The sequence below is a fragment of the Bacillus cereus group sp. BfR-BA-01355 genome, from assembly GCF_022663675.1.
Classification (GTDB): Bacteria; Bacillota; Bacilli; order Bacillales; family Bacillaceae_G; genus Bacillus_A; species Bacillus_A thuringiensis_S.
On the sequence record NZ_JAKUFY010000003.1, the window covers coordinates 1 to 20,364 of the forward strand.

Consider the following 20,364-nt stretch of genomic DNA (forward strand, 5'->3'; position numbering starts at 1 on the left):
TACGAAACGGATTAAGGCAAAATTAAAAATGAGCCCGGTACAATACCGGACTCACTTTTATCAAGCTGCCTAATGAAATAACCGTGTCTAACTTTTAGGGGTCACTTCATACCATCTCTATTTTTAAACAACTATATTATTTTTTAAACATCTTTATTATTTGTGAACACTAAAGTTGATATGATAATCGTTCACCTAATCCAGATAAATAGAAAAAAAGCTCGAAAACAGAGTTTTCTGAGCTTTTTATATCATGACTTTCATTAAAAAATTCGTATATGTGGTAACTATCAATATCTATTAAAATATATACTTATATATGCTTTTCTTCAAGAAAAGTCCTCTGCATTTTTGTAAAAATCTTCAGCTTCCTGACGAATTACACTCCAATTTTCAAATGCTAATTCAAGCTCTAGTGCAGCAATAATATCAGGAAGACTAACTAAATTCTCACTCATGTTCTCCCCTAATTCTTTTAAATCATAAGAGATAGCACTCCATATTAAATGGATTTTTCGAATTACAGGTAAAATCTTTGTTTCAGAAGGGATCACGCTACTAATTGCACCTAATAAAAAAGTTACCGTATTATGTACAACGGCATATTCAAGATGATCTCTTATCGCTATCTGTGAAATTAGATTTAGACAACTTTGATGCGTATCTTTACACTCTCCAATGACTGTATAAAAATTAGATAGATATGTCAGCATCGTTTGAGACTGCAGATGATACCTTAGGGCGTGTTCAGATAAATCATTACATATATTTATAAACTTAGTTTTAGTATTTGGAGACATATTTCCATTATGTGCTTCTAATAGAACTTGATTAAGATCATCACGGTGTTTAATACAAATCAGATTTGCATAAGCTACAATATTTTGAGCAAGAGTAATTATTGCTGCACGTCCTCCAGTGTCCCAAAACCTAGAGGCTTCTTTTACCTTAGTGGTCATTTCTGTACCTGTTAATACCAATGTAGAATATGCGGTACTTCTTTCTATGAGGTTAAACCAACTTTGTGTTAATTGTCCGTTATTTATATTAGATATTCTCTCCTGTAGAATGCTTTGAGTAGTTGGTAGTGAGATGCATTTTTTCATATAATTAGAAAAATTTCTCCATTCTTCTACTGAAAGGAGAAATGGAGAACTTTTCCCTCCCAATTCATGTGTTGAAAAAGCTGCAGCATAATTCATATAAAACACCTCACTATTCCTTTTTTGATTAATAAATCATTTTATTTTAAAAATTTATCTATACATGTTTAAATAAATTAGGGATTTTTTCTTATAATTAGTAACAAGAGAACCTGCTAATGCCATTATGATTTTTGTCACATTAGAAAGGTCTGGCCCTAACACAACTTTAATTTTCAAAGTTGTGTTAGAGTTAGGAATAAAGTAATCGTAAGCAAATTCCTCCACAATGATTCCATCAGTAATAATTGTATCTCCTTGATAACTAATTCCTCGATTAAAGGATTCCAAATTAAATTGAAAATTTTCTTCATATAATTATTATAATAGTGTCCTGAATTCGTAATCCGTATTTGTACTTTAGAAGTAGCGTCAATTCCATCTAACCAAATTCGCACTAATTTGAGACGAACACGATACTCATTTTCAAAAAGAGAATGGTTTAAGTTGATTTCCCACGAAGCTCTCTTTGTTCCTTCAATGACTCTAAAATTTTTGAATCTGTAATTTCTACTATTCTATTTTGAAAGAGTTGAGGAGGTAGATTAAATTGTTTAAAGGCCTGCATACAATCCGTTTGTATTGTTGCCACATCCACTTTTAGTTCGGATACATCTTTGGATCAAAATCTAGATACACAGATCGAACAACTCATTAAAAAATCGCATTTATGGTAACTATCAATATTTATTAAAATATCTACTTATAAATGCTTTTCTTCAAGAAAAGTTCTCTGCATTTTTATAAAAATTTTCTGCTTCATCCCGAATTGCTTTCCAATCTTCAAAGGCCAATTCTAGCTCTAAAGCAGCAACGAACGCTTCTAGATTTTTGATATCCTCAATATTGTCTGCTAGTTCTTTTAAATCATAAGATATAGATCCCCATATTCTATGAACTTTTCGAATAACAGGTAAAACGTTCTCCTTATACTTAACCGAATGCTCGACTGGAATTACTAAATAGAGATTTGTGTGTTGTGCAACAGCTAAATCATCTGAGGTGCGCAGTGCTAATTGTGACCTCAGATACGACCAATTCTGTACTGTGTCTTCATGTTTTTGAATCTCTGAATATAATTGGGAAAGGGATGTTTCCATAGATTGAGACTGTTGATAATATGTTTGTGCATGACTAGATAAATCTTTACAAATATTTATAAATTTAGCTTTAGTATTTGGAGATAATTTACCATCTTGAGCTTCCAAGTTTATCTGATTAAGATCATTATAATATTTAATAGTAATCATATCTGCAAAGGCTACAATGTTTTGAGAAAGAATAAGTATATCTTTACGTCCACCATTGTCCCAAAACCTACATTTTTCCCTAATGATTAACTTAGTTGCCATTGATTCTTCAACCAATCTACGAAATGCAGAGGTTGTGATGAGTCTATCCCAATTTTGTTTGAATATCCCGTCGCGTATGTGATATATTGCCTCCTTCACTTGATCGATACTAGTAGGTTCTGACATCCAATCGTTTAAATATTTAGCAAACTTATGCCACTCTTCTATTGTAAGGAGAAAAGGAGAATCTTTCCCTCCTAATTCACGTGGAGAAAAGGCTAAATGATTCATATGAACACTCCTCTAGATATTTTTCAGTTATATTACCCATCCTATTTTAGAGCGATTCTATTAAATTATTTAAAACAGGATTATTTTTCTTATAATTAGTAACAAGAGAGCCTGCTAACTCCATTCTAATTTTTGTCACATTGGAAAGATCTGGACCATCCTGAACTTTAATTGTCCAAGTTGTATAAGGGTTTGGAATAAAGTAATCGTAAGCAAATTCGTCCGCAATAATTCCATCAGTAATAATTGTATCGCCTTGATAACTAAAACCTCGATTAAAGGATTCCGAATTAAATTGAAACTTTTTCTCCATATAGTTATCATAATAGTGTCCTGAATTCGTAATCCGTATTTGTACTTTAGAAGTAGCGTCAATTCCATCTAACCAAATTCGCATTAATTTAAGACGAACACGATACTCATTTTCAAAAAGGGAATCATTTAAGTGTATTTCCCACGAAGCTTCTCTTTGCTCTTTCAATGACTCTAAAATTTTTGAATCTATAATTTCTACTATTCTATTTTGAAAAAGTTGAGGAGGTGGATTAAATTGTTTTAAAGCCTGCATACAATCCGTTTGTATTGTTGCCACATCCACTTTTAGCTCGGATACATCTTTTAAGATATTTGGGTTTACGTCTGAGTCTCGGAGAGCCCAATATTTATAAGCATGTTTGTAATTTGATAATGCTACAAATAGAATTTGCTTCATGTCTATATAACGTTGATACAACTTTTGCTCCATTTCTTCATTTTCAGATTCTTGCCCCTCGAGATTTCTAATATACTCTTCTATTCTTGCAAGATCAGCTTGATGGATATGTTTTTCAATTAACAAACGGAATAGTTCTTGACTACAACGAATGACAGCTACTTGATTTGAAGCGAGTGTTTGTCCATATACAGCTAAAATGTCCAACTCTAGTAGATATGTCCTAGCACCTTCAATTTCTTTCTTAATTGCATCATCTAAAGCTGCAGCTGTCTTTAACTTAAATATATCCCAAGTTACTTTACCAGTTAAATCTTCTTGAGGAATATCCCACTCAGAATCTTTAATTTTTTCAAATAGATCATCTGGGAATTGCATATCTCCTGATGCCTCAGATATATCTTCTGCTAATGCATATACCTTGTTAATTAATTCAACGAGGTCATTTAGTTTCTCCATATTTTCTTTTAATGCTTGAGCTAATGCTGATAGCTCATCACCAGCTTCTATAATTTCCTTTAGGGCATTAATTATCCCTATTATCTCTCCAGGGGCAGAAGCTCCTCCTGAAGCAATTATGGAACCCATAGATTGTGCGAAATTTAGTACAGTACTTACCATTTTAAAAGCTAATCTCATCTGTTGTTCATATTCATATTTCTTAAGTCCATACTCGAACTCAATTTTAGCTAATGTTAATACATTTTGCTGTTTGTCAAATTGGCGTAAAGATGTCTCAATTGCATCTCGAGAATTTTTCAAATTGTTTTTTGCTTGATTAATTAATGTTTCTTTAAATAATAAGGTATCTTGTTCATGCTTTAGCATGAGCAAGGCTGCATTTTTACGATCATCAATTGCCAAATTTTTATCTAAGTAACGATGATATTGCGCCTCAAATTGCTGCGCAGCTCCTAAAAAAGCATTAATTTCATCTTTGTAGAGTTCTTTATCTAAACGGGGCACAAACGTATTATCACCACGATTAGCAGTTAATATAGCCATCAATGAAGTGCTTTGTACACACAATGAAGTTAGTCCGTCATATTGGGTAGTAAACATCTTTAACCAATTTAACTGATTGGCTGCAATATCAGGTCTTGATTCAAAAAATAGACATGCTACTTGGAAAACTGAAGTAAAAAGCTTTGGAAGTTGTGATGTTGGGACTACGTGTGTAATTTCTTCTGCAGTAAATATTCCATCCTTATCGGACAATCTTACACCTTTATTTGTGAGCTCTATAGAATAAGGAGGTGGAGAACTTTGATTATAAATTGGAGTTGCATGTAACACTCCAGAAAGTTCAATACCATATATGGTCAACTGAGATAACTTCCCTCCATTCTTATAATCCAGTAAAATCTCTGCGGCCCCTTCTGATTGTATTTCCACTCTTCTTGCTCGAATAACTAATTGCATATCTTTTAAAGTACAGCTGAATTTGTTAGGAATTTGGACTACATCCGCAAAAATTGAAATCATACTTGGTGTTAATTCACTGTCTTCAATAGACTTAAATACTTCTCTTAAATCAACGAATAAATCACGAATCTCATATTTTGTTCTTGTTGCATTTAAGTAAGATGTTCCGGGAATTTGTTGATTTGTTAACAATTCCTCATACAAAACTTTATAATCAATACTACTGACCATTATGAATTCCTCCATTTAAAAAATGAGAGACAAAAGAAAGAATGTATGGAATAAATGAAAATTTATCCTTCTTATTCTTCTTTTGTCTCTAGATTTTTATATCCCGAACTGTATTTTTATCATTTATTCCTATATAAGAGCGGTTTATATTATAGGTGACATTACTATTTCATACTTAAGCTGTGTATTGTTCAACAACAAATCCAACATCTGCATTAACTCGGAAGTCATCCGCTTGTTTTCCAACAGCTTCCCACTGCATAATAGCCAATTCAACTCCAAGATCAGCAAATTCTGGATCATCACGAATATCTTCCATAACAATTTTAGATAGTTCATCAAGATCACTATGAAGAGAATTCCAAATGCCATGAATTTTCTGTATGATAGGTAACGCAGCAGCCATTTGTTCTTGGATTTTATCTGTTCCTGTATCTGTTTTATCAAGTAAAGACATCAGATAAACATTTCTTTGTATTATTTTACCGGATTCTTCAATTTGTTGTTTTGTAGCATCAATTCTCGCTTTTAATGCTTTACCTTTTGTACTGTCGAGAATTCCTTTTAATGCAAATCCAAAAACAGGTCCAAGTAACAGCGATAACCATGATTGAGATTGATAGTCTTCATACTCATCCATATATTTCTCTAGATCTTCTCTTAATCGTTCTACCGAAGCTCTAAGCTGTTTTACTTCGTCACTATGTTCTCCATACTTTTTATCATATTTATCCTTAACCACTGTTAAACTCTGATAATCATTTGCCGTATCATTTGCAAATGTTCCAATCATGGTTGCCAATGCACCGGCATGATCACCAAATTCAGCTGCTTCCTTTGCTAACCGCTCACATATTTTCTTAAACATTTCTAAAGCTTCAGTATCGCCATCTATAATAGCGGGTAAATAATCGAGTAATGGCTTATAGTAAACTTTTGCTCTCCTTGCATAATTTACAATTTCATTAGCAACTCCAAGAACTTCTCTATATGTGTTATCTGTCCAATTTTGACAGTGACTTTTAACATTTGTATAAACAGAATATAATTCATTAAAATCCGGCATCTCATCTGAAGATGAAAGTGCTAAAGCTTTACGCATCTCAGCTTCATTCACAGGCACATATGCTCCATCACCTGTATATTTTTGAATCGTAATCCATTCCTCTTTAGAAAGTAAAAATGGGGAATCTTCTTTACCTCCAAGATCTCTTGGAGAAATATCTCGTTTTACCATTACAATACACCCTCTCTAATGTATGAAATATTATATATAAACTTTCTATTTACAAATTCATATAATTACCTCCAGTGTAAATATTTGATAATGAAAATTATATATGAATCCGAAGAGGAATATATCTATGATATGAAAGGTAGGTATGTTTTTCGTTAAAATTCAAAATATTCAATTAAAAATAAAGTGTAATTCTGTGCAATACATATTTATCCCAATAAAGTAAACCCTGTTTGGATGTTCTATTGAATCTGGTAAAATGCTACTTCAGAGTGGCCCATATGCCTTGTTTCAAGACTTTTGTTCCGTACCTCCCAAAAAAACTGCCACTTTTTGTTTTTAACTGCTCCTAAAATGACATCTCTAAGGCGGCTTAATTTATGGTGATTTTTTAGCGTACGATATTCACATTTTGTTAACGATAACCCTATGAATGAAAGTAAACTTCTGGCTAAAAGTTTACATTGGATTTTTGAATCATCTTTAGCTAATTCGACAATAAATTTCTCAATATTGATATACTTTTTAATTACGATTTCAATATTCTAAATTAACAAAAAATAAAATATAATAAAAATATGATGGTTATCCCTTTGTTTACTCCTTGTGCTGAAGATAAGATCGTGTTCCCGGATCTTATCTTTTTATTTGTAGATTTTAGATACAAAAAAGGAATCCTCAGCAAAAGGATTCACCCCAGGAAATATGCATAAATAAAAAGAACTAAGTTGATTATAATATAAAAGTAAACAAAGCATATTGAGAAAAAATAAGATTGAAGTTTGATAGGAAAGAATAATGTTTGTTATACTAAATGTGCAAAAATATATGCAAAATCACAAATAAAATAAGGGCAGCCATATCAGGCTGCCCTTATTTTATCTTTAATCTTATAATCTGCTATTTAGTTTGAGCTAATTATAAACCTAGTACACTAACAATCTGGCATGCTTTGGAATTTGCAATATGATAGTACATCTCTAACCCTTTTCTTTCCGAGCGTAGAATCTTGCCACGCATCTTAGATAAATGCTGAGATACGGTTGATTGCGGTACTTTTAATAGATCTGTTAACTCTGTTACATTACAAACTTTGCGACGTTCTAGTTCTTTCACGATCTGTAATCTAACTGGATGGGCCATAATCTTTAATAATTCTACATCCGCCTCTGGGATTTTGTACATGTCATTACTTACTTGCATTGTTGTCATTTCTAATTTCTCCTTTTTTAATTTCATTTTTATTATCAATTCATAAGTATTTTTTCGTTTAAGTATATAGTTCTTAAATACTATATTGTTTGGTCTCTGTCTCCCTGTCAGGTTTAATATATAAAAGAATTATGATGGCTAAAAACCCAATAAAAGATAGCATAGGAATCGAGATGAAACCAAACAAATTCAAATGATCTTCTGTACAAGAAACACCTACTGAACATATCTTCAGTTCACTTGTTGGAAAAGCCTGAATCGTAATTTGATAGACAGCTATTATTAATCCAATACATGCAAATGGAAATGCATATACACTTACATTAGGATCTTTTCTATACATTCCTATTCCCAATATTAACACTAATGGATACATGGCCATCCTTTGATACCAGCACAAATCACATGGAGGCAGCTTCATCCACCCACTAAAAATCAAACTTATGAGCATTGCACTAGTAGCTATCGTCCAAGCAATTGCAATGTGATACTTTTGAATGATCGACATCTTATTTTCGCCTCACCTGTTTTTTTAATGCAAAACATTTGCTAATATATGACTAGTTTATTTCCGTGTTTCGAGTACCCTATTTCAATAGACTGTATCCAATTGTTGATATCTTCCCAGTCATCCCTTTTTTCTTTTTAATACGGGTAAGGAAACTATGAAACCTTACTGTATTAATTCAACAGATTTCCTGTTTTTCCGCTTTGAAAATACAAGAAAACGCTCATCATTACAATATTAATTACACCAGCTGCAGCACCAATTTTTAAGATAACATACACATATTCATTACTACTAAATGGCAATAGACTCGCGAAAATAAATATTATTGAAATAATAAAGGATAAGATCATATTTCTTTTGTTCTCATTCATTCATGAAACCTCCATTTTTATACGAGTAGTTGTATTACAACTGATTAAGTATACATTGAGCACTAAGCCACATCATGATGGTTATAAAGCTGTTAGCTGTTTCTTTTCCTCTACAACATCTTATATACTCCACACGCCAACCTTTGATACTTTTGCTTCCTTTTCGCTTTCTATCATTTATGGCAGCAGCGTAGTGTTAGTTTTTAAAATATAGGCTACAATGCCATTTCCTAATTTGACCTTCAATTCGTCTATATGTATTACTTCACAAATATATATGCTAATTTTCTGTCATACTTGTCCGCTTTTAGTCCACGATCATATTACCTTTTAGTTGATTCTTTTATAATTAAGATGCTTCCTTTTACATCTCTTCAGTTTAAATTTTTGAGATACAGATTCAAGTCTATCTAGTAAAAGTAATTTAACGATATGCTTTTTCCTGTTTATGTTCACGTCTGTATCTCCATCTTTTCCATTTACTACCTTACCTTTAACTGTTTCTAAGTTTTTTAATTTAACCCTTATAGGCTTCTGGAATATCAACAATACGTTGCCCTTCTACACTCTGTTGTATACCCTTTTGCATGGTTTGGGCAGGTCTCGAGTCATTTGTTGTTTGCGTCTTACTGCTACATGCAGTCATTTAAAAAACTAATGATGCAATGCAAATAAACTTAATCCAAGATTTCATTAAGTATTATTCTCCTAATAAACGTTTCGCTCTACCTAATAAACAAATGGAATATAAATTGAATTGACCGCTCGATAATTACAACTACAAGTCTGAATCCAATTCGGGTGATCGTTAAAAACAAGTTTAAATGAGGGATTTTCAAATTCCGGACATTCCAATACTGTGCCTCTGTCATTCTTTTTTTGCTTTTACAATCTTTTTAAAGGTATATTTACCGGTGTAATTTCATTAGTACACAACATATATCTCCCCTTTTGTTTCCGAGGTTTTAAAACAAATAAAAGGACACACCTATGGCATATGTATGCGTAGGTGTGTCCTTTTGCAAGATAGTTTTAGAAGTATTTTGTTACTTTCATCATATCATAATTCTTATTAATTTTATATATAAAATTAAGGATTTTATAATATTAAATTCTTATATAAAATAGTATGTTTGGAAACTTATTTAATTTCTACCTTGTACTTTACATGAGACACGTTCAATTAATTGAGTAGGGTATACCGAGTGTATTTTTGTAAATAATAAGGTTGTGAAACGTTAAGTTAAGGAGGAGTTTTATGCAAGATCATAAAAAAGCTATAAAAAGTCCTGGTTCTGTTATGAAAGCAGATTTTGCTGAAACTGATGCACAAAAAGTGAAACAAGAAATTCAAAATGATGTAAGAGCCGGACAAGGAGCAATGACTTCCCGAGAGGCAGGGGCAATGCGCGATTAAGAAAACACTCCTTATTGGTTTTTTCTTCTCTAGAACTTTAGCCAGTAAGGAGTTATCCCAAAACTATTTTAGCTTTTTACGTTTATCATTTAGAAACATAATACGTTTCTGTTGTAGGTCATATGTTAATTTCACATCAAATTTCTCTCCATTAAATCTCTTTTTTCAAACTAAGATTATTTTCTTTCAGATAATTTATTGCATCTTTGTTCACCGCCCGTAAATCTATACCTTGTTTTTCTGCTGCAAATGAGCATCCACAATAACATTGACGAAAAACATCATATTCATTACACATTTCAATAGAACGCTGATATCCATTACTTTTTTTAAAATCACTCGGTAAATAACGTGAATCATAATTTTGTTGCACACCAACTCCAAGTTCGTTTATTAATTGACTATTTTTATTTTTAGAAAGAGTAATTGCACTACCAAAGTAATCAAATCCTCTTTCTTGTGCTACCTCAGCTGAACGATCCAATCTCATATCAAAGCATGCTGCACAACGAAGTCCACCTTCTGGCTCTTCTGCCAAACCTTCTTTTTTTACCATTTTAAAAAATACATTCGAACGATAGTCATCTTCAATAAATCCTACTGTGTGCCCTGTACGGTCATTGAACTTTTCTACAAAAACCTTTTGTTCATTCGAGCGGCGCATATATTCACTTTTCGGATGGATATTCGAGTTTGAGAAGAAGATTGTAACATCTGCATGTTCTGCAAGAAATTCCAATGAAGCAGTACTACAAGGAGCACAACATGAATGAAGTAACACTTTTGGTCTTTCGTTCCTTGCCCCCCAATCTTTAATCATTTTTCTTAATACTTTGTCATAATTTATTTTCTGATTCTTCATTTTCTTTAAATACGTTTCAACATCTAACACTTCTTTCACAACTAAACCTCCTGTTTATTTTTATTTATTTTATCACCTACATCCATCAATAGGTATATAGTGAGATATGTATTTATTGATTGTAAAACGGTTCTTATGGCCTTTTGGTGACGTCCAAAATAATATACGTATTCTATTACCTCTATTACTAAAATATATCCTTAATCCTTCTTTTTCATCACAAAATCTTTTGAGTTTCCTTTTAACTGGTAATACTTCATGTTAAGACGAATAACTACTACGATAATTACCAAAAATCCAATTATATATACCATGTTCCTATCTCCATTTCTTATTGTTTAGCAAACTTATTCTGTAAATACTTCACATGTTTATTCTTAATATCCTTATCGGTAATATTTGCTCGCAAAATAGTTTGGTAGATATGCTCGACCTCGTCCTTTGTTAGTTTCACATCAATATAGGATTCGACACATTTTTTTAGATCGTTATAATATAGGACATGTTTATGTTTAGAATGAACATTTACTCTTTTTAGACTGCATTTTGAATGAAACGCTGCAATAGAAATACATGGCAGCTGTTGATCCATCACCCATTCAATTGCTTTCATGTGTTTATAGTTTTGTCGAAATGGATTTTGAAAAGAGTGTTTCTTTCTAAAAATACCTTGTGTCCATCTTGCTGCCTTCTCACTTCCATAGATCCGGCCCTCATAGTTCTTCGTCTCTATAACAAATATACCTGTTTCCGCGATTATAATATGGTCAATTTGAGTTGTATCACCATACTCTGTATGAACCGTCACATCATGTAACACCCGATACCTTTCGTGATCTAATTTGCTTAATATACGTTTTACCATCTTTTCTCCGGCTTTCCCTTTCCATTTTGGTGCATGTTTTTTGACCATAATATTAATCGGTATCAGAAGCACAATTAGAATTAATTCAAATATTAGTACTTTCATAATATAAGCCTTCCTTTCACACTCTTGTGTTTCTACGCATTAAACGATATACATGAGTTTCTAATCCTAAAATATAATATGAGATACATAAACCTTTTATCACCATCTCTATGAATCCTAATGCTAATGAAACAATGAGTCCGCCCCGAAATTGAAACGGTCTTGTCACCCTCCGGTTCACTGGCTTTTCAATTACTCCAAAATTAGCCCAAGTTGGCAAACGCTTTTCTACATTCTTTATAGTGCCCATTAATCCGTATTTTAATGACAAAATGAAACATCCAATTAGTAAATATACAATAGAAGAAAAATAGATAGATAGGCCCATAGTGATAATTGTGAGCAGCCAACCTATCAAGATAGAATTTCGTAAAGCGGCATATTCTTGATTTCTTTTCAAAACAAGCAATCCTTTCAAAATAAATTAAGTCATTTTTAAACACGAGAAATACTTTTCTAAGTAAAATATTATTTTAGTTTCTATCTTCCTCGTCTGTTTTGTAGGCATACCAACTCTAATACAAGGAGTGTTCATTCTACAAAAGGAAATCCTTTACAAAAAAAAACAATTAAAAATTGAACGAATTATCCCCTATATCAGAGGAAATATTTGCAAAATATGAAAGGAAAAATCAGATGGGTTGATAAAAGGTACTGAATGTTCATTCAGTACCTTTTGTATCTATATATATTTCTTTACATATTCGCAAATAACCATGGAGCCAGTACGGCTAACATACATAGCAAACAAGATCCCGTTATAACGCGATTAGACCAACGATAATACTCAGGTTGTTTTGTACTCTCATGAATTCTTCGTAAACGAATTCCTGCAATTAACATAAAGGGTGTAAAAATAAGTGCTGTTGATTTAAACAGGTCTAAAAAATCCGTAAAAATGTTCATAAACGAAAATACATCCGAACTAAATAAGAAATATACACTTAATCTCATCGCCATCATACTAACGAACGAGAAAATCATACTCCCTGTTGCCCATTTCATCCATTGACCATTCTTTGTTATTAACGCCATAACCATGACAATAACACCTAATATGAAAGAGATAGAAAAGATATTTACCCCTACTTTAAAAGCTGGTGCATACATACCCTCAACTTTTTGTATAATTGATGACCCAAATGAATCGTCTTTCTCTGTCGTTTTTGTTCGATTGTTTAATCCTTCTTTAAAAGATGAAGAAACATCATTTCCTTTCAATTCATTAAAATCCACTTTTACAGATGCATGAGCTGTATGTAAAGGTATGAGTACTAAGATCATAAAAACAAATGTACATAAAACTCCAATCATCCTTTTTTCTCGCTTCACAACACATCACCCGCTAATTTTGGCTTAATGCTCTTTAATTTGATTTCATTTCCTTCTGCAACATAACGGAGATCTGCGGAATAATAGATATTGGCTTTTGTATACGCCCCCATAATCGCATTTGCAATTTCTTCTTTTTCTACTGCTACATATATTTCTTTTTCATTATAAAACTCTATTTCGATTCGATTAATATTATTATTTAATACTGTTATATGTAACTCCTTTAAGCTATTCAAACGATTTCCTAAACCACACACTAGCTTAAATACCTTACTCGCAAGTGTAGGTGGCTTAACATACGTCGTATTAAAATGAATAGTTTCATCATCTATAACACCATCTTCCTCAACTGCGCACGTCATAATGAAAGAATGGTTTTGTTTTTCAATTTCTTGCTGATTTAACTTGCGGTCAATGACATATTTCAGACTTGTTGAAAGGTTTTCTATATATTCATCCAGTTCGGTATTTGAAATTTTAACCTCTGAGAATTCTGGGAAAATCATGTAAGCGTGCATATTAGAACTACTTTTACTTACACGTAATACCTGTACCTGTTTCTTTTCATAGCGCACCGTTTGTTCCAATTTTTTTACTACATTGTTGCTTATATGATCTATTATCATATTTCATCAGCCTCCAGTAATTTTAATAAAATAATTTTTACAATCTCATGTATATAAAGCATTGCAATATTTTGCTGAGGTCTCGAAACTCATATTTTATGACTAATAATCACTTTAATCTTAAAACATCTTAATATTACAATGACGTACAATGTTTCATTATAGTCGAATATTCTTATATGGTGAATCGTTCTGTTTCACTCATTTTTATAAAAATAAAATGATATTTTATCCTTATAAAAATGAGTGAGAACATACTATATTTCATGCTATTTATCTAAGAAAATTCAACTGAGAAATGGATGTTAGATAATCCTGAGTTATCTATTATTTCATTCAACTAATGTATAGAAATTGGGTAGATTCACCTCAAATTTTACATACATTCATATATTTTCTAGTAATATTCCTCCTTCTGTATAAATCCGATAGCACTTCTTATTAGATATGTTTATAACTAATGTTAGTCCTTGTTCTCTTTCTGTCACTTTTTCAGTCCACTTTAACGCTTTTATCTCTTCTGCTTCTAATTTTCACTATTTAACAAAAAGAACAATTTCTATTATTGGTGCAATCACAATTGTTCAAGTTCTAGAAATGTCGTTCATGTTCTCACTTAGCATTTACTTCTCCATCCAAATTCTTTTAGACCGATGTAACAAATAAATTGTAAACACTGACAGACCCTTTTCTAATGTAATTTCCTTTATAAGAGTAGTAATACGCTCTTACTCTCCACTAATCAGTCTGCATTCTCTTGGTCAGCAAGAAACAAGACGTTTCACCAATACATTTCCCCTCTCGATTATGCAAATGAATCGTACTTCAACTAGCCCTTTATGAATTTTTTTACTTTTTCTTCTATTCATTGAAATTAAATGAAATTTTTCCGCTAAATCATTTTTATATGTATAATCATTCATTCTAAATCTCTAGTTGCAATAAAAAAGGAAGATCCAAGTATTCCTATCACTTAGTTCTTCCTTTTCCCCTGTATAAACTACCTTCACATGATTAAAATCGTAGTTCTTCAATCGTACTCTCCGCTAACTTATCTATATCAGTAAATATATCATTCGGCTCTTTAGATTACTCTTTGGATCAACTAATACTATTCAAACATTATCTCTTTTCATCTTGTTATGTTATGAATCATAAATAACCCCACCTGCAAACTTGAAAACAACAAAAAAAGGCTTCTTCAAGTCGATTAAAAATGTGCATAGCAAAACAAGCTATATGTGCACTAATCGGCTCAAAGAAGCCCTTTCACAATTGAAACAAGAACAAAACTTGCTTCTACAACTCAACCACAACACATAAGGTGTGGGAATAAACAAAATTAAACGCAATAATAATATACCTATATAGTATACAATTTAGATTTTCATATCAAGATTTTTTTAATATAAATGCACTCTTCTCTTAAGAGCTACCTTAAAAATTCTTATACTACACCACTATATCAGAAAATTTCTAATTGAAGACACTCAATTTCTTAAATTACATGTAGGCTTATGCCTACCAAGATTCATCTCTCCGCTAAAATTGGTGTTTCACCCCTTCACATTTTAAAGAAGAAATCTTATGTTAAAAAAAGGATAAATAAAAATATGCTATTAATTACAATCTATAGCTAAGAATACAAAATCATATTGTAGGTAAGATTTAAAAATAAATTAAGGAGAAAATTATGCAAATTCGTTGTGGAACATTTAACTTATATCAATTTTCCAAACCACCCATGGCATGGTATAAGCCTGGTTCAGTTTATTCAAGCGAAGCATGGGAAAGTAAGAAGAAATGGATAAAAGACCAACTTTTAAATATGAACTGTGATGTTATAGGTTTTCAAGAAGTATTTAGTGTCGATGCTCTAAGAGAATTAATTAAAGAGGCTGGATTTACTTATTTCTCAACAGTTGAGATGCCAACTACAGATCCAGCAAATAATACAGTATATACCTCTCCTGTAGTTGCAATTGGTTCAAAATACCCTATTACTTCTGTAGATCCAGTAATAGTCCCACCTTTCACTAGAGACGATCTCCCTATAACACATGATTTTAAATTTAGTCGAACACCAATCAAAGCAAAAATAAATATTCAAGATATTGGAGACATTATTTTTTATGTGGCTCACTTAAAATCTAAGCGTCCCGTAATTAAAACTCCCGATTTTATACCTAACGAAGCGTGGGATAAAATCGTATTGGACACACTAAGAAGCAGATCCCAAGGACATATAGCCTCCTTATTACAGAGAGGTTTAGAAACAACAATTTTATATCATGACGTAACAAACGTATTACAAACGCATAACCGCATTCCAATTGTAATACTAGGTGACTTAAATGACGATGAACATTCAATTCCTTTGGAAGCGTTAACAAATAGAGAACGTGTGTATGAAATAAATGGGATACCCTATAATAATCTTACATTGGAAGCAAAACAAAGTATATATAGTTACACAATTTATGATGCTTTTGATATAGCCCCTAACCCTAGTGGACAAAAAAGGATACCAACACATTATTATAATAAACTTGGTAATGTTTTAGACTATATCCTTGTATCTAATGCTTTTAATGAAAGAAACCCTTATAAGGTTGGCCGAATTACAAACTATAAAGTTTTAGATGACCATTTAAAAGCTGATGGGATTAAGGATGACAAACAATCTGATCATGCTCAAGTCGTTATAACAATAGAAACTATCTAGCTGAATTACTTACCTCTTTACGACTTTTAACAAATCAAACGAGCCCAAAGTCAGTTTCGTTCAATTATCTATCCTGACAATATTCCGCTTTCTTTGACTTGTTGTATAAAACCAGACTTTTGTTCGTTTAAGATTCAATTGTGAAGAGGTATGTTGTTTCTTTGAAAAGCAGGTAACAATATCTGCTAGTTATTTTCATATAGATTGAAATGCAAGACTTTTTACTTCTATTAACTATACCCTATTTTCATTCTTTTTTAATTTAGTCATTTAGGAGAAGCAAGAATTAACTGTTGATTAGATCCAAACTCATTTATCTTTTTCCACACATAGCCAGAAAATAATTTAATACTATATACCTGCAAGAGCTGCAATGAAAGAGTAGCCGGAACAAAAAATCCCGCTAAACAAGATTTCGGATATCACAAAGCTGGATCCGATTTAGTTGATACTTTAAAAGCTAGGCTTGTGTTATAAAATTAAATAACACCACTTCAAAATGAAATTTTTCAAGCTTCCATACTAACTTTATTTTATACTTTTATTGTTTGGATCATCATATGTTCGGAAGAATTCTTTCCCTACCTGTTTGCCAGATGTTATTAATTTCTCTTTTAAATCCTGAAATGATTAGCTGTAATTGCTCCTGCAGACATATCTCCAAACCTTTCAATGCTTGATAATATATTTTTACAGTTTCTAAATATTCTAAAGCTCCTACATATCCAATACCTTTGATTCCCCCTCCCTCAAAAACTAAATTTTCAAAAGGATAATTCATTTATATACCTCCTGAAAGATTTTCAAATAATCACGTAATGCCAATAAATATAATCGCTTTATTACAAAAATAAGTTAACTATTACTAAAATGGTTTACGGCTATATAGACACCTATAAACTAAATTTTTATATTCATATTTTTATATGTTCAACTTTGAATCTCTCTTCACTTATTTTTATTAAATACGCATCTGGTGAAGTTAAGCTCCATGCTTTATCAAAGCCAAATTGCTTATCAAAATAATGTAATAAGAGTAAAGCGGGAATTCTGTGTGTTACTAAAATATAATTATTTTTATTATTTTCATTTATTATGTCCCTTATCACTTGATGTGTTCGTTCCATAACTTGATGAATTGATTCTCCGCCTTCGCCTTCAAATTTTGAATTTACACATTCAAAGCGTTTTTTTAATTCTTCCTTCAAATTTTCTTTACTACTTCCGATATTAATTTCATTTAATCTCGGATCTTTACAAAAATCCAAATCCAAATGTTTAGCAAAAATTTCAGCTGTTTCCACAGCCCTTTGATATTCACTAGAAATTATTTTGCATTCTTTTATCTCTTCTGTTTGTAGAAGAGATACTACCATATTTTCCACTTGTTTTATTCCCTCTGATGTTAATGGACAATTGAAATCATTATCTTTCGCTTCACCATGACGAATAATAAATATCTTTTTTTCACGCATTATTCTTTCCTCCAATATATGTTGATTGAGCATATCAACATATATACTCACCCTCTTTTAATTTTTATATTCCTATGTAACTTAACAAAGCCAATTTTTAATTTAGATTGTCTAATAGTACACACTTATACTTTCCATCTCTGTATTAATTTTTATCCTAATCTATTTTTTGAGAAACATATAACTGATTATTCAAACAGGTATATTCGATTATTTTCAGGAGATACTGGGGGCTGAATCTTAAATAAAAAGGAGTGTTTTATATGTGTCAAAATCACAAGGGAGTTAAATGTAGTTTTATTCCCCCATCTATCCTAGCCCATATGGCAAGAGCTGGCGTAGACGGATCACAAATGAGCATTAAAGAGAGTAAAGACAGTCGTACAAAAAGAAAACAAAAAACGATTCATGTAACAGAATTAGAAGCAGGTTTTACTGATAATACAACTGTATCATTACAATCAACTGGCGGATCTAGACGTGAAATATATGATTGCCAAAATCAATGGGTACAACGAATAAAATTAGTTCGCTCTGAAGGAGAACCTGATACTCAAGATGACATAGTTAATAAAGTATATGAGTACTCTGGTATTGTACGCGATTATTTTAAAAACGTTTTAAATCGAGATTCCATTGATAATCGGGGCTTAGATTTAATTTTAAATGTACACTATGGCACTAACTTTCTAAACGCCTTTTGGGATGGGGATGAAATGACTTTTGGTGATGGGGATGGTAACATCTTTATTAATTTTGCTAATTCTAAAGATGTAATTGGTCATGAATTAGCACATGGAGTAACACAATACACTGCTAATCTAGAATATTCTTGTCAATCTGGTGCTTTAAATGAACATTTCTCTGATGTTTTTGGCACCGCTATTAAACAACATTCAAACGGTCAAACAGCTCACGACGCAGATTGGTTAATAGGAAATGATATTATGGGCCCTAGTTTATTTGGTGAGGCATTACGCTCTATGAAAGCACCAGGAACAGCATTTGATAATCCATTAATGGGCACAGATCCACAACCAGATCATATGAAAAACTATTATGACGGATGTTCTGATAATAATGGGGTTCATATTAATAGTGGTATCTTTAATAGAGTTTTCTATTTGGTTTCTATGGAAATTGGTACTGATAAGGCTGCAAAGCTATGGTACCAGGCATTACAGAATCTATGGCCAACTGCCAACTTTAAAGATGCTGTAAAAGTATTGGTCAGAGTCGCTCAAATACTTACGAAAAATGGAGATGTTCCTTTTGGTACAACACAAACAGTGCGTTCTGCATTTAGAGAAGTAGGTCTATAGAGAGTGCATTAAGAAAAATAGAAGATTATATTTTTGAACTCCCCCCACTTTCACTTCTAAGCGAAGTGAAAGTGGGGATTCCTTGCGGTTAGAAGTCTTATCACTTCATTTTTTGAATTGATACAAGCAAATCCCCTATACCAATAACATTGTGTTTTTTGATGATTTCAGGTAATAGTTAGTACTCCACTCCCCCTCTTTTTTTACTCCTTATGCCACCCTTGAACTTTACAAGAGACAAAAAAAGAAGAGGGATTTCTTCCCTCTTCACCAATAAAATCGAACATATTTACATTTAAGGAAGGGCATACATTCATCAAAAGATGAAAGGAACAATAATAGTTCACCTAGTGAATTATAACATAAATACACTCCCATTAATAGATAATATTAACATTTATGGGGTGATTGTGACAGAATTGTTAAACATCTTAATATTAAAAGGCCTTAGATGTATATAAATAGAAAACGGATAGTGTAGGGATAAAATATAAGGGGGATATATGATGTTTACAAAAAAACAAAAATTAGTAACAGCCGTAACAACCTTAACATTAGGATGTGGATTTACTTTCGGATTAACACCAGCTTTTGCAGATTCCAATAAGTCGTCGGTAAGCGCTACACCAATTCATTCTATTCAGAACCAAGAACAAGAACCTTTTACTGGATATGTTATTTCAGTAGATAATCATTACTTTGTAGTTGCTGCTACTTCTACAAAGGACGAAGCACTTGCTTATCAAAATGATTGGTGGGAGTTAGTTTCTCAGAATAAGATTTTAAGAGTTCCTATTTCAAGTGGTGAAGACTACACAATAGGTGATAAATTAAACGTATATGCAGTTGGTTGGACTGCATCATTACCACCAATTGCTGTAATGCCTACAATTGAAAAAGTAACTCAGTAAGTAATGTATAACATGATCAGGGCATCATTCATAGAATGATGCCCTTTATTTTATCAACGTTTCCCCTTTTTAATAACTTTGTCTATTGTTAGATAAGGAAATGCTTACCGCAAGTAAATCCCACACCCTTTATTTAACGAATTCCCCGAAAGAATTCTCCTTCCTCAAGCATGTGAAGGGCGTAGACCAACGGTAGGTGGGAGATGAATTTCAGTTTGGCGTACCCAAAAGGTTTTG

At 32.1% G+C, this 20,364-nt stretch carries 17 protein-coding genes and 3 pseudogenes; 4 read left to right on the forward strand and 16 right to left on the reverse strand.

Features of this window, described 5'->3' with window-relative positions:
- Positions 1-329: 329 nt before the first annotated feature.
- The 9 genes and pseudogenes from MR167_RS01740 to MR167_RS01780 form a co-directional block, all read right to left on the reverse strand.
- On the reverse strand, positions 330-1,202 hold the full coding sequence (locus MR167_RS01740) for a hypothetical protein (RefSeq protein ID WP_242313757.1): 873 nt from the start codon (positions 1,200-1,202) through the stop codon (positions 330-332).
- A 54-nt stretch (positions 1,203-1,256) separates the two neighbouring features.
- Positions 1,257-1,821 (reverse strand): annotated as a pseudogene (locus MR167_RS01745) (hypothetical protein); the annotation flags it as partial.
- A 100-nt stretch (positions 1,822-1,921) separates the two neighbouring features.
- Positions 1,922-2,785 carry a hypothetical protein gene (locus MR167_RS01750; protein ID WP_242313758.1) on the reverse strand — a complete coding sequence of 288 codons (864 nt, stop codon included), beginning with the start codon at positions 2,783-2,785 and terminating at the stop codon, positions 1,922-1,924.
- A gap of 46 nt (positions 2,786-2,831) precedes the next feature.
- Entirely contained in the window at positions 2,832-5,153 is a 2,322-nt protein-coding gene (locus tag MR167_RS01755; RefSeq protein ID WP_242313760.1) for a hypothetical protein, read from the reverse strand.
- Positions 5,154-5,328: 175 nt separating this feature from the next.
- Entirely contained in the window at positions 5,329-6,390 is a 1,062-nt protein-coding gene (locus tag MR167_RS01760) for an alpha-xenorhabdolysin family binary toxin subunit A (protein WP_000240775.1), read from the reverse strand.
- Positions 6,391-7,308: 918 nt separating this feature from the next.
- A complete protein-coding gene (locus MR167_RS01765; RefSeq protein WP_044307632.1) occupies positions 7,309-7,602 on the reverse strand; it encodes an ArsR/SmtB family transcription factor in 294 nt (97 codons plus the stop codon).
- Between the two features lie 73 nt (positions 7,603-7,675).
- Complete coding sequence (locus MR167_RS01770) at positions 7,676-8,110, reverse strand: disulfide bond formation protein B (RefSeq protein WP_242313762.1); 435 nt, start codon at positions 8,108-8,110, stop codon at positions 7,676-7,678.
- Between the two features lie 173 nt (positions 8,111-8,283).
- On the reverse strand, positions 8,284-8,484 hold the full coding sequence (locus tag MR167_RS01775) for a hypothetical protein (protein WP_242313764.1): 201 nt from the start codon (positions 8,482-8,484) through the stop codon (positions 8,284-8,286).
- 180 nt (positions 8,485-8,664) lie between these two features.
- Positions 8,665-9,130, reverse strand: a pseudogene (locus MR167_RS01780) (thermonuclease family protein); the annotation flags it as partial.
- A gap of 612 nt (positions 9,131-9,742) precedes the next feature.
- Between MR167_RS01780 and MR167_RS01785 the strand changes: the two are divergent.
- The gene (locus tag MR167_RS01785; protein ID WP_001150989.1) at positions 9,743-9,901 is read left to right on the forward strand and encodes a hypothetical protein; all 159 of its coding nucleotides are present in this window, start codon (positions 9,743-9,745) and stop codon (positions 9,899-9,901) included.
- A 151-nt stretch (positions 9,902-10,052) separates the two neighbouring features.
- Here the strand turns inward: MR167_RS01785 and MR167_RS01790 are convergent, their stop codons facing one another.
- From MR167_RS01790 to MR167_RS01810, 5 genes are all read right to left on the reverse strand, one after another.
- Complete coding sequence (locus MR167_RS01790) at positions 10,053-10,793, reverse strand: epoxyqueuosine reductase QueH (protein ID WP_428993836.1); 741 nt, start codon at positions 10,791-10,793, stop codon at positions 10,053-10,055.
- Positions 10,794-11,094: 301 nt separating this feature from the next.
- On the reverse strand, positions 11,095-11,733 hold the full coding sequence (locus tag MR167_RS01795) for a nuclease-related domain-containing protein (RefSeq protein ID WP_242313766.1): 639 nt from the start codon (positions 11,731-11,733) through the stop codon (positions 11,095-11,097).
- A gap of 16 nt (positions 11,734-11,749) precedes the next feature.
- On the reverse strand, positions 11,750-12,133 hold the full coding sequence (locus MR167_RS01800; RefSeq protein WP_088363876.1) for a hypothetical protein: 384 nt from the start codon (positions 12,131-12,133) through the stop codon (positions 11,750-11,752).
- Between the two features lie 296 nt (positions 12,134-12,429).
- Entirely contained in the window at positions 12,430-13,065 is a 636-nt protein-coding gene (locus MR167_RS01805) for a hypothetical protein (protein WP_142287906.1), read from the reverse strand.
- Entirely contained in the window at positions 13,062-13,694 is a 633-nt protein-coding gene (locus MR167_RS01810; protein WP_242313768.1) for a hypothetical protein, read from the reverse strand. Before MR167_RS01810 ends, MR167_RS01805 begins: the two co-directional genes overlap by 4 nt.
- A gap of 1,693 nt (positions 13,695-15,387) precedes the next feature.
- On the opposite strand from MR167_RS01810, the gene MR167_RS01815 reads away from it, so the two are divergent.
- Entirely contained in the window at positions 15,388-16,419 is a 1,032-nt protein-coding gene (locus MR167_RS01815) for an endonuclease/exonuclease/phosphatase family protein (RefSeq protein WP_242313770.1), read from the forward strand.
- 632 nt (positions 16,420-17,051) lie between these two features.
- On the opposite strand, the pseudogene MR167_RS01820 reads toward MR167_RS01815, so the two are convergent.
- Together MR167_RS01820 and MR167_RS01825 are read right to left on the reverse strand one after the other, a co-directional pair.
- Positions 17,052-17,200: pseudogene (locus MR167_RS01820) on the reverse strand (patatin-like phospholipase family protein); the annotation flags it as partial.
- A 133-nt stretch (positions 17,201-17,333) separates the two neighbouring features.
- On the reverse strand, positions 17,334-17,894 hold the full coding sequence (locus tag MR167_RS01825; protein ID WP_001208318.1) for a histidine phosphatase family protein: 561 nt from the start codon (positions 17,892-17,894) through the stop codon (positions 17,334-17,336).
- A gap of 263 nt (positions 17,895-18,157) precedes the next feature.
- On the opposite strand from MR167_RS01825, the gene MR167_RS01830 reads away from it, so the two are divergent.
- Together MR167_RS01830 and MR167_RS01835 are read left to right on the forward strand one after the other, a co-directional pair.
- Positions 18,158-19,216 carry a M4 family metallopeptidase gene (locus tag MR167_RS01830; protein WP_063549897.1) on the forward strand — a complete coding sequence of 353 codons (1,059 nt, stop codon included), beginning with the start codon at positions 18,158-18,160 and terminating at the stop codon, positions 19,214-19,216.
- A gap of 506 nt (positions 19,217-19,722) precedes the next feature.
- Positions 19,723-20,127: a DUF3221 domain-containing protein gene (locus MR167_RS01835; protein WP_086398266.1), complete on the forward strand. Its 405-nt coding sequence runs from the start codon at positions 19,723-19,725 to the stop codon at positions 20,125-20,127.
- Positions 20,128-20,364: the final 237 nt, after the last annotated feature.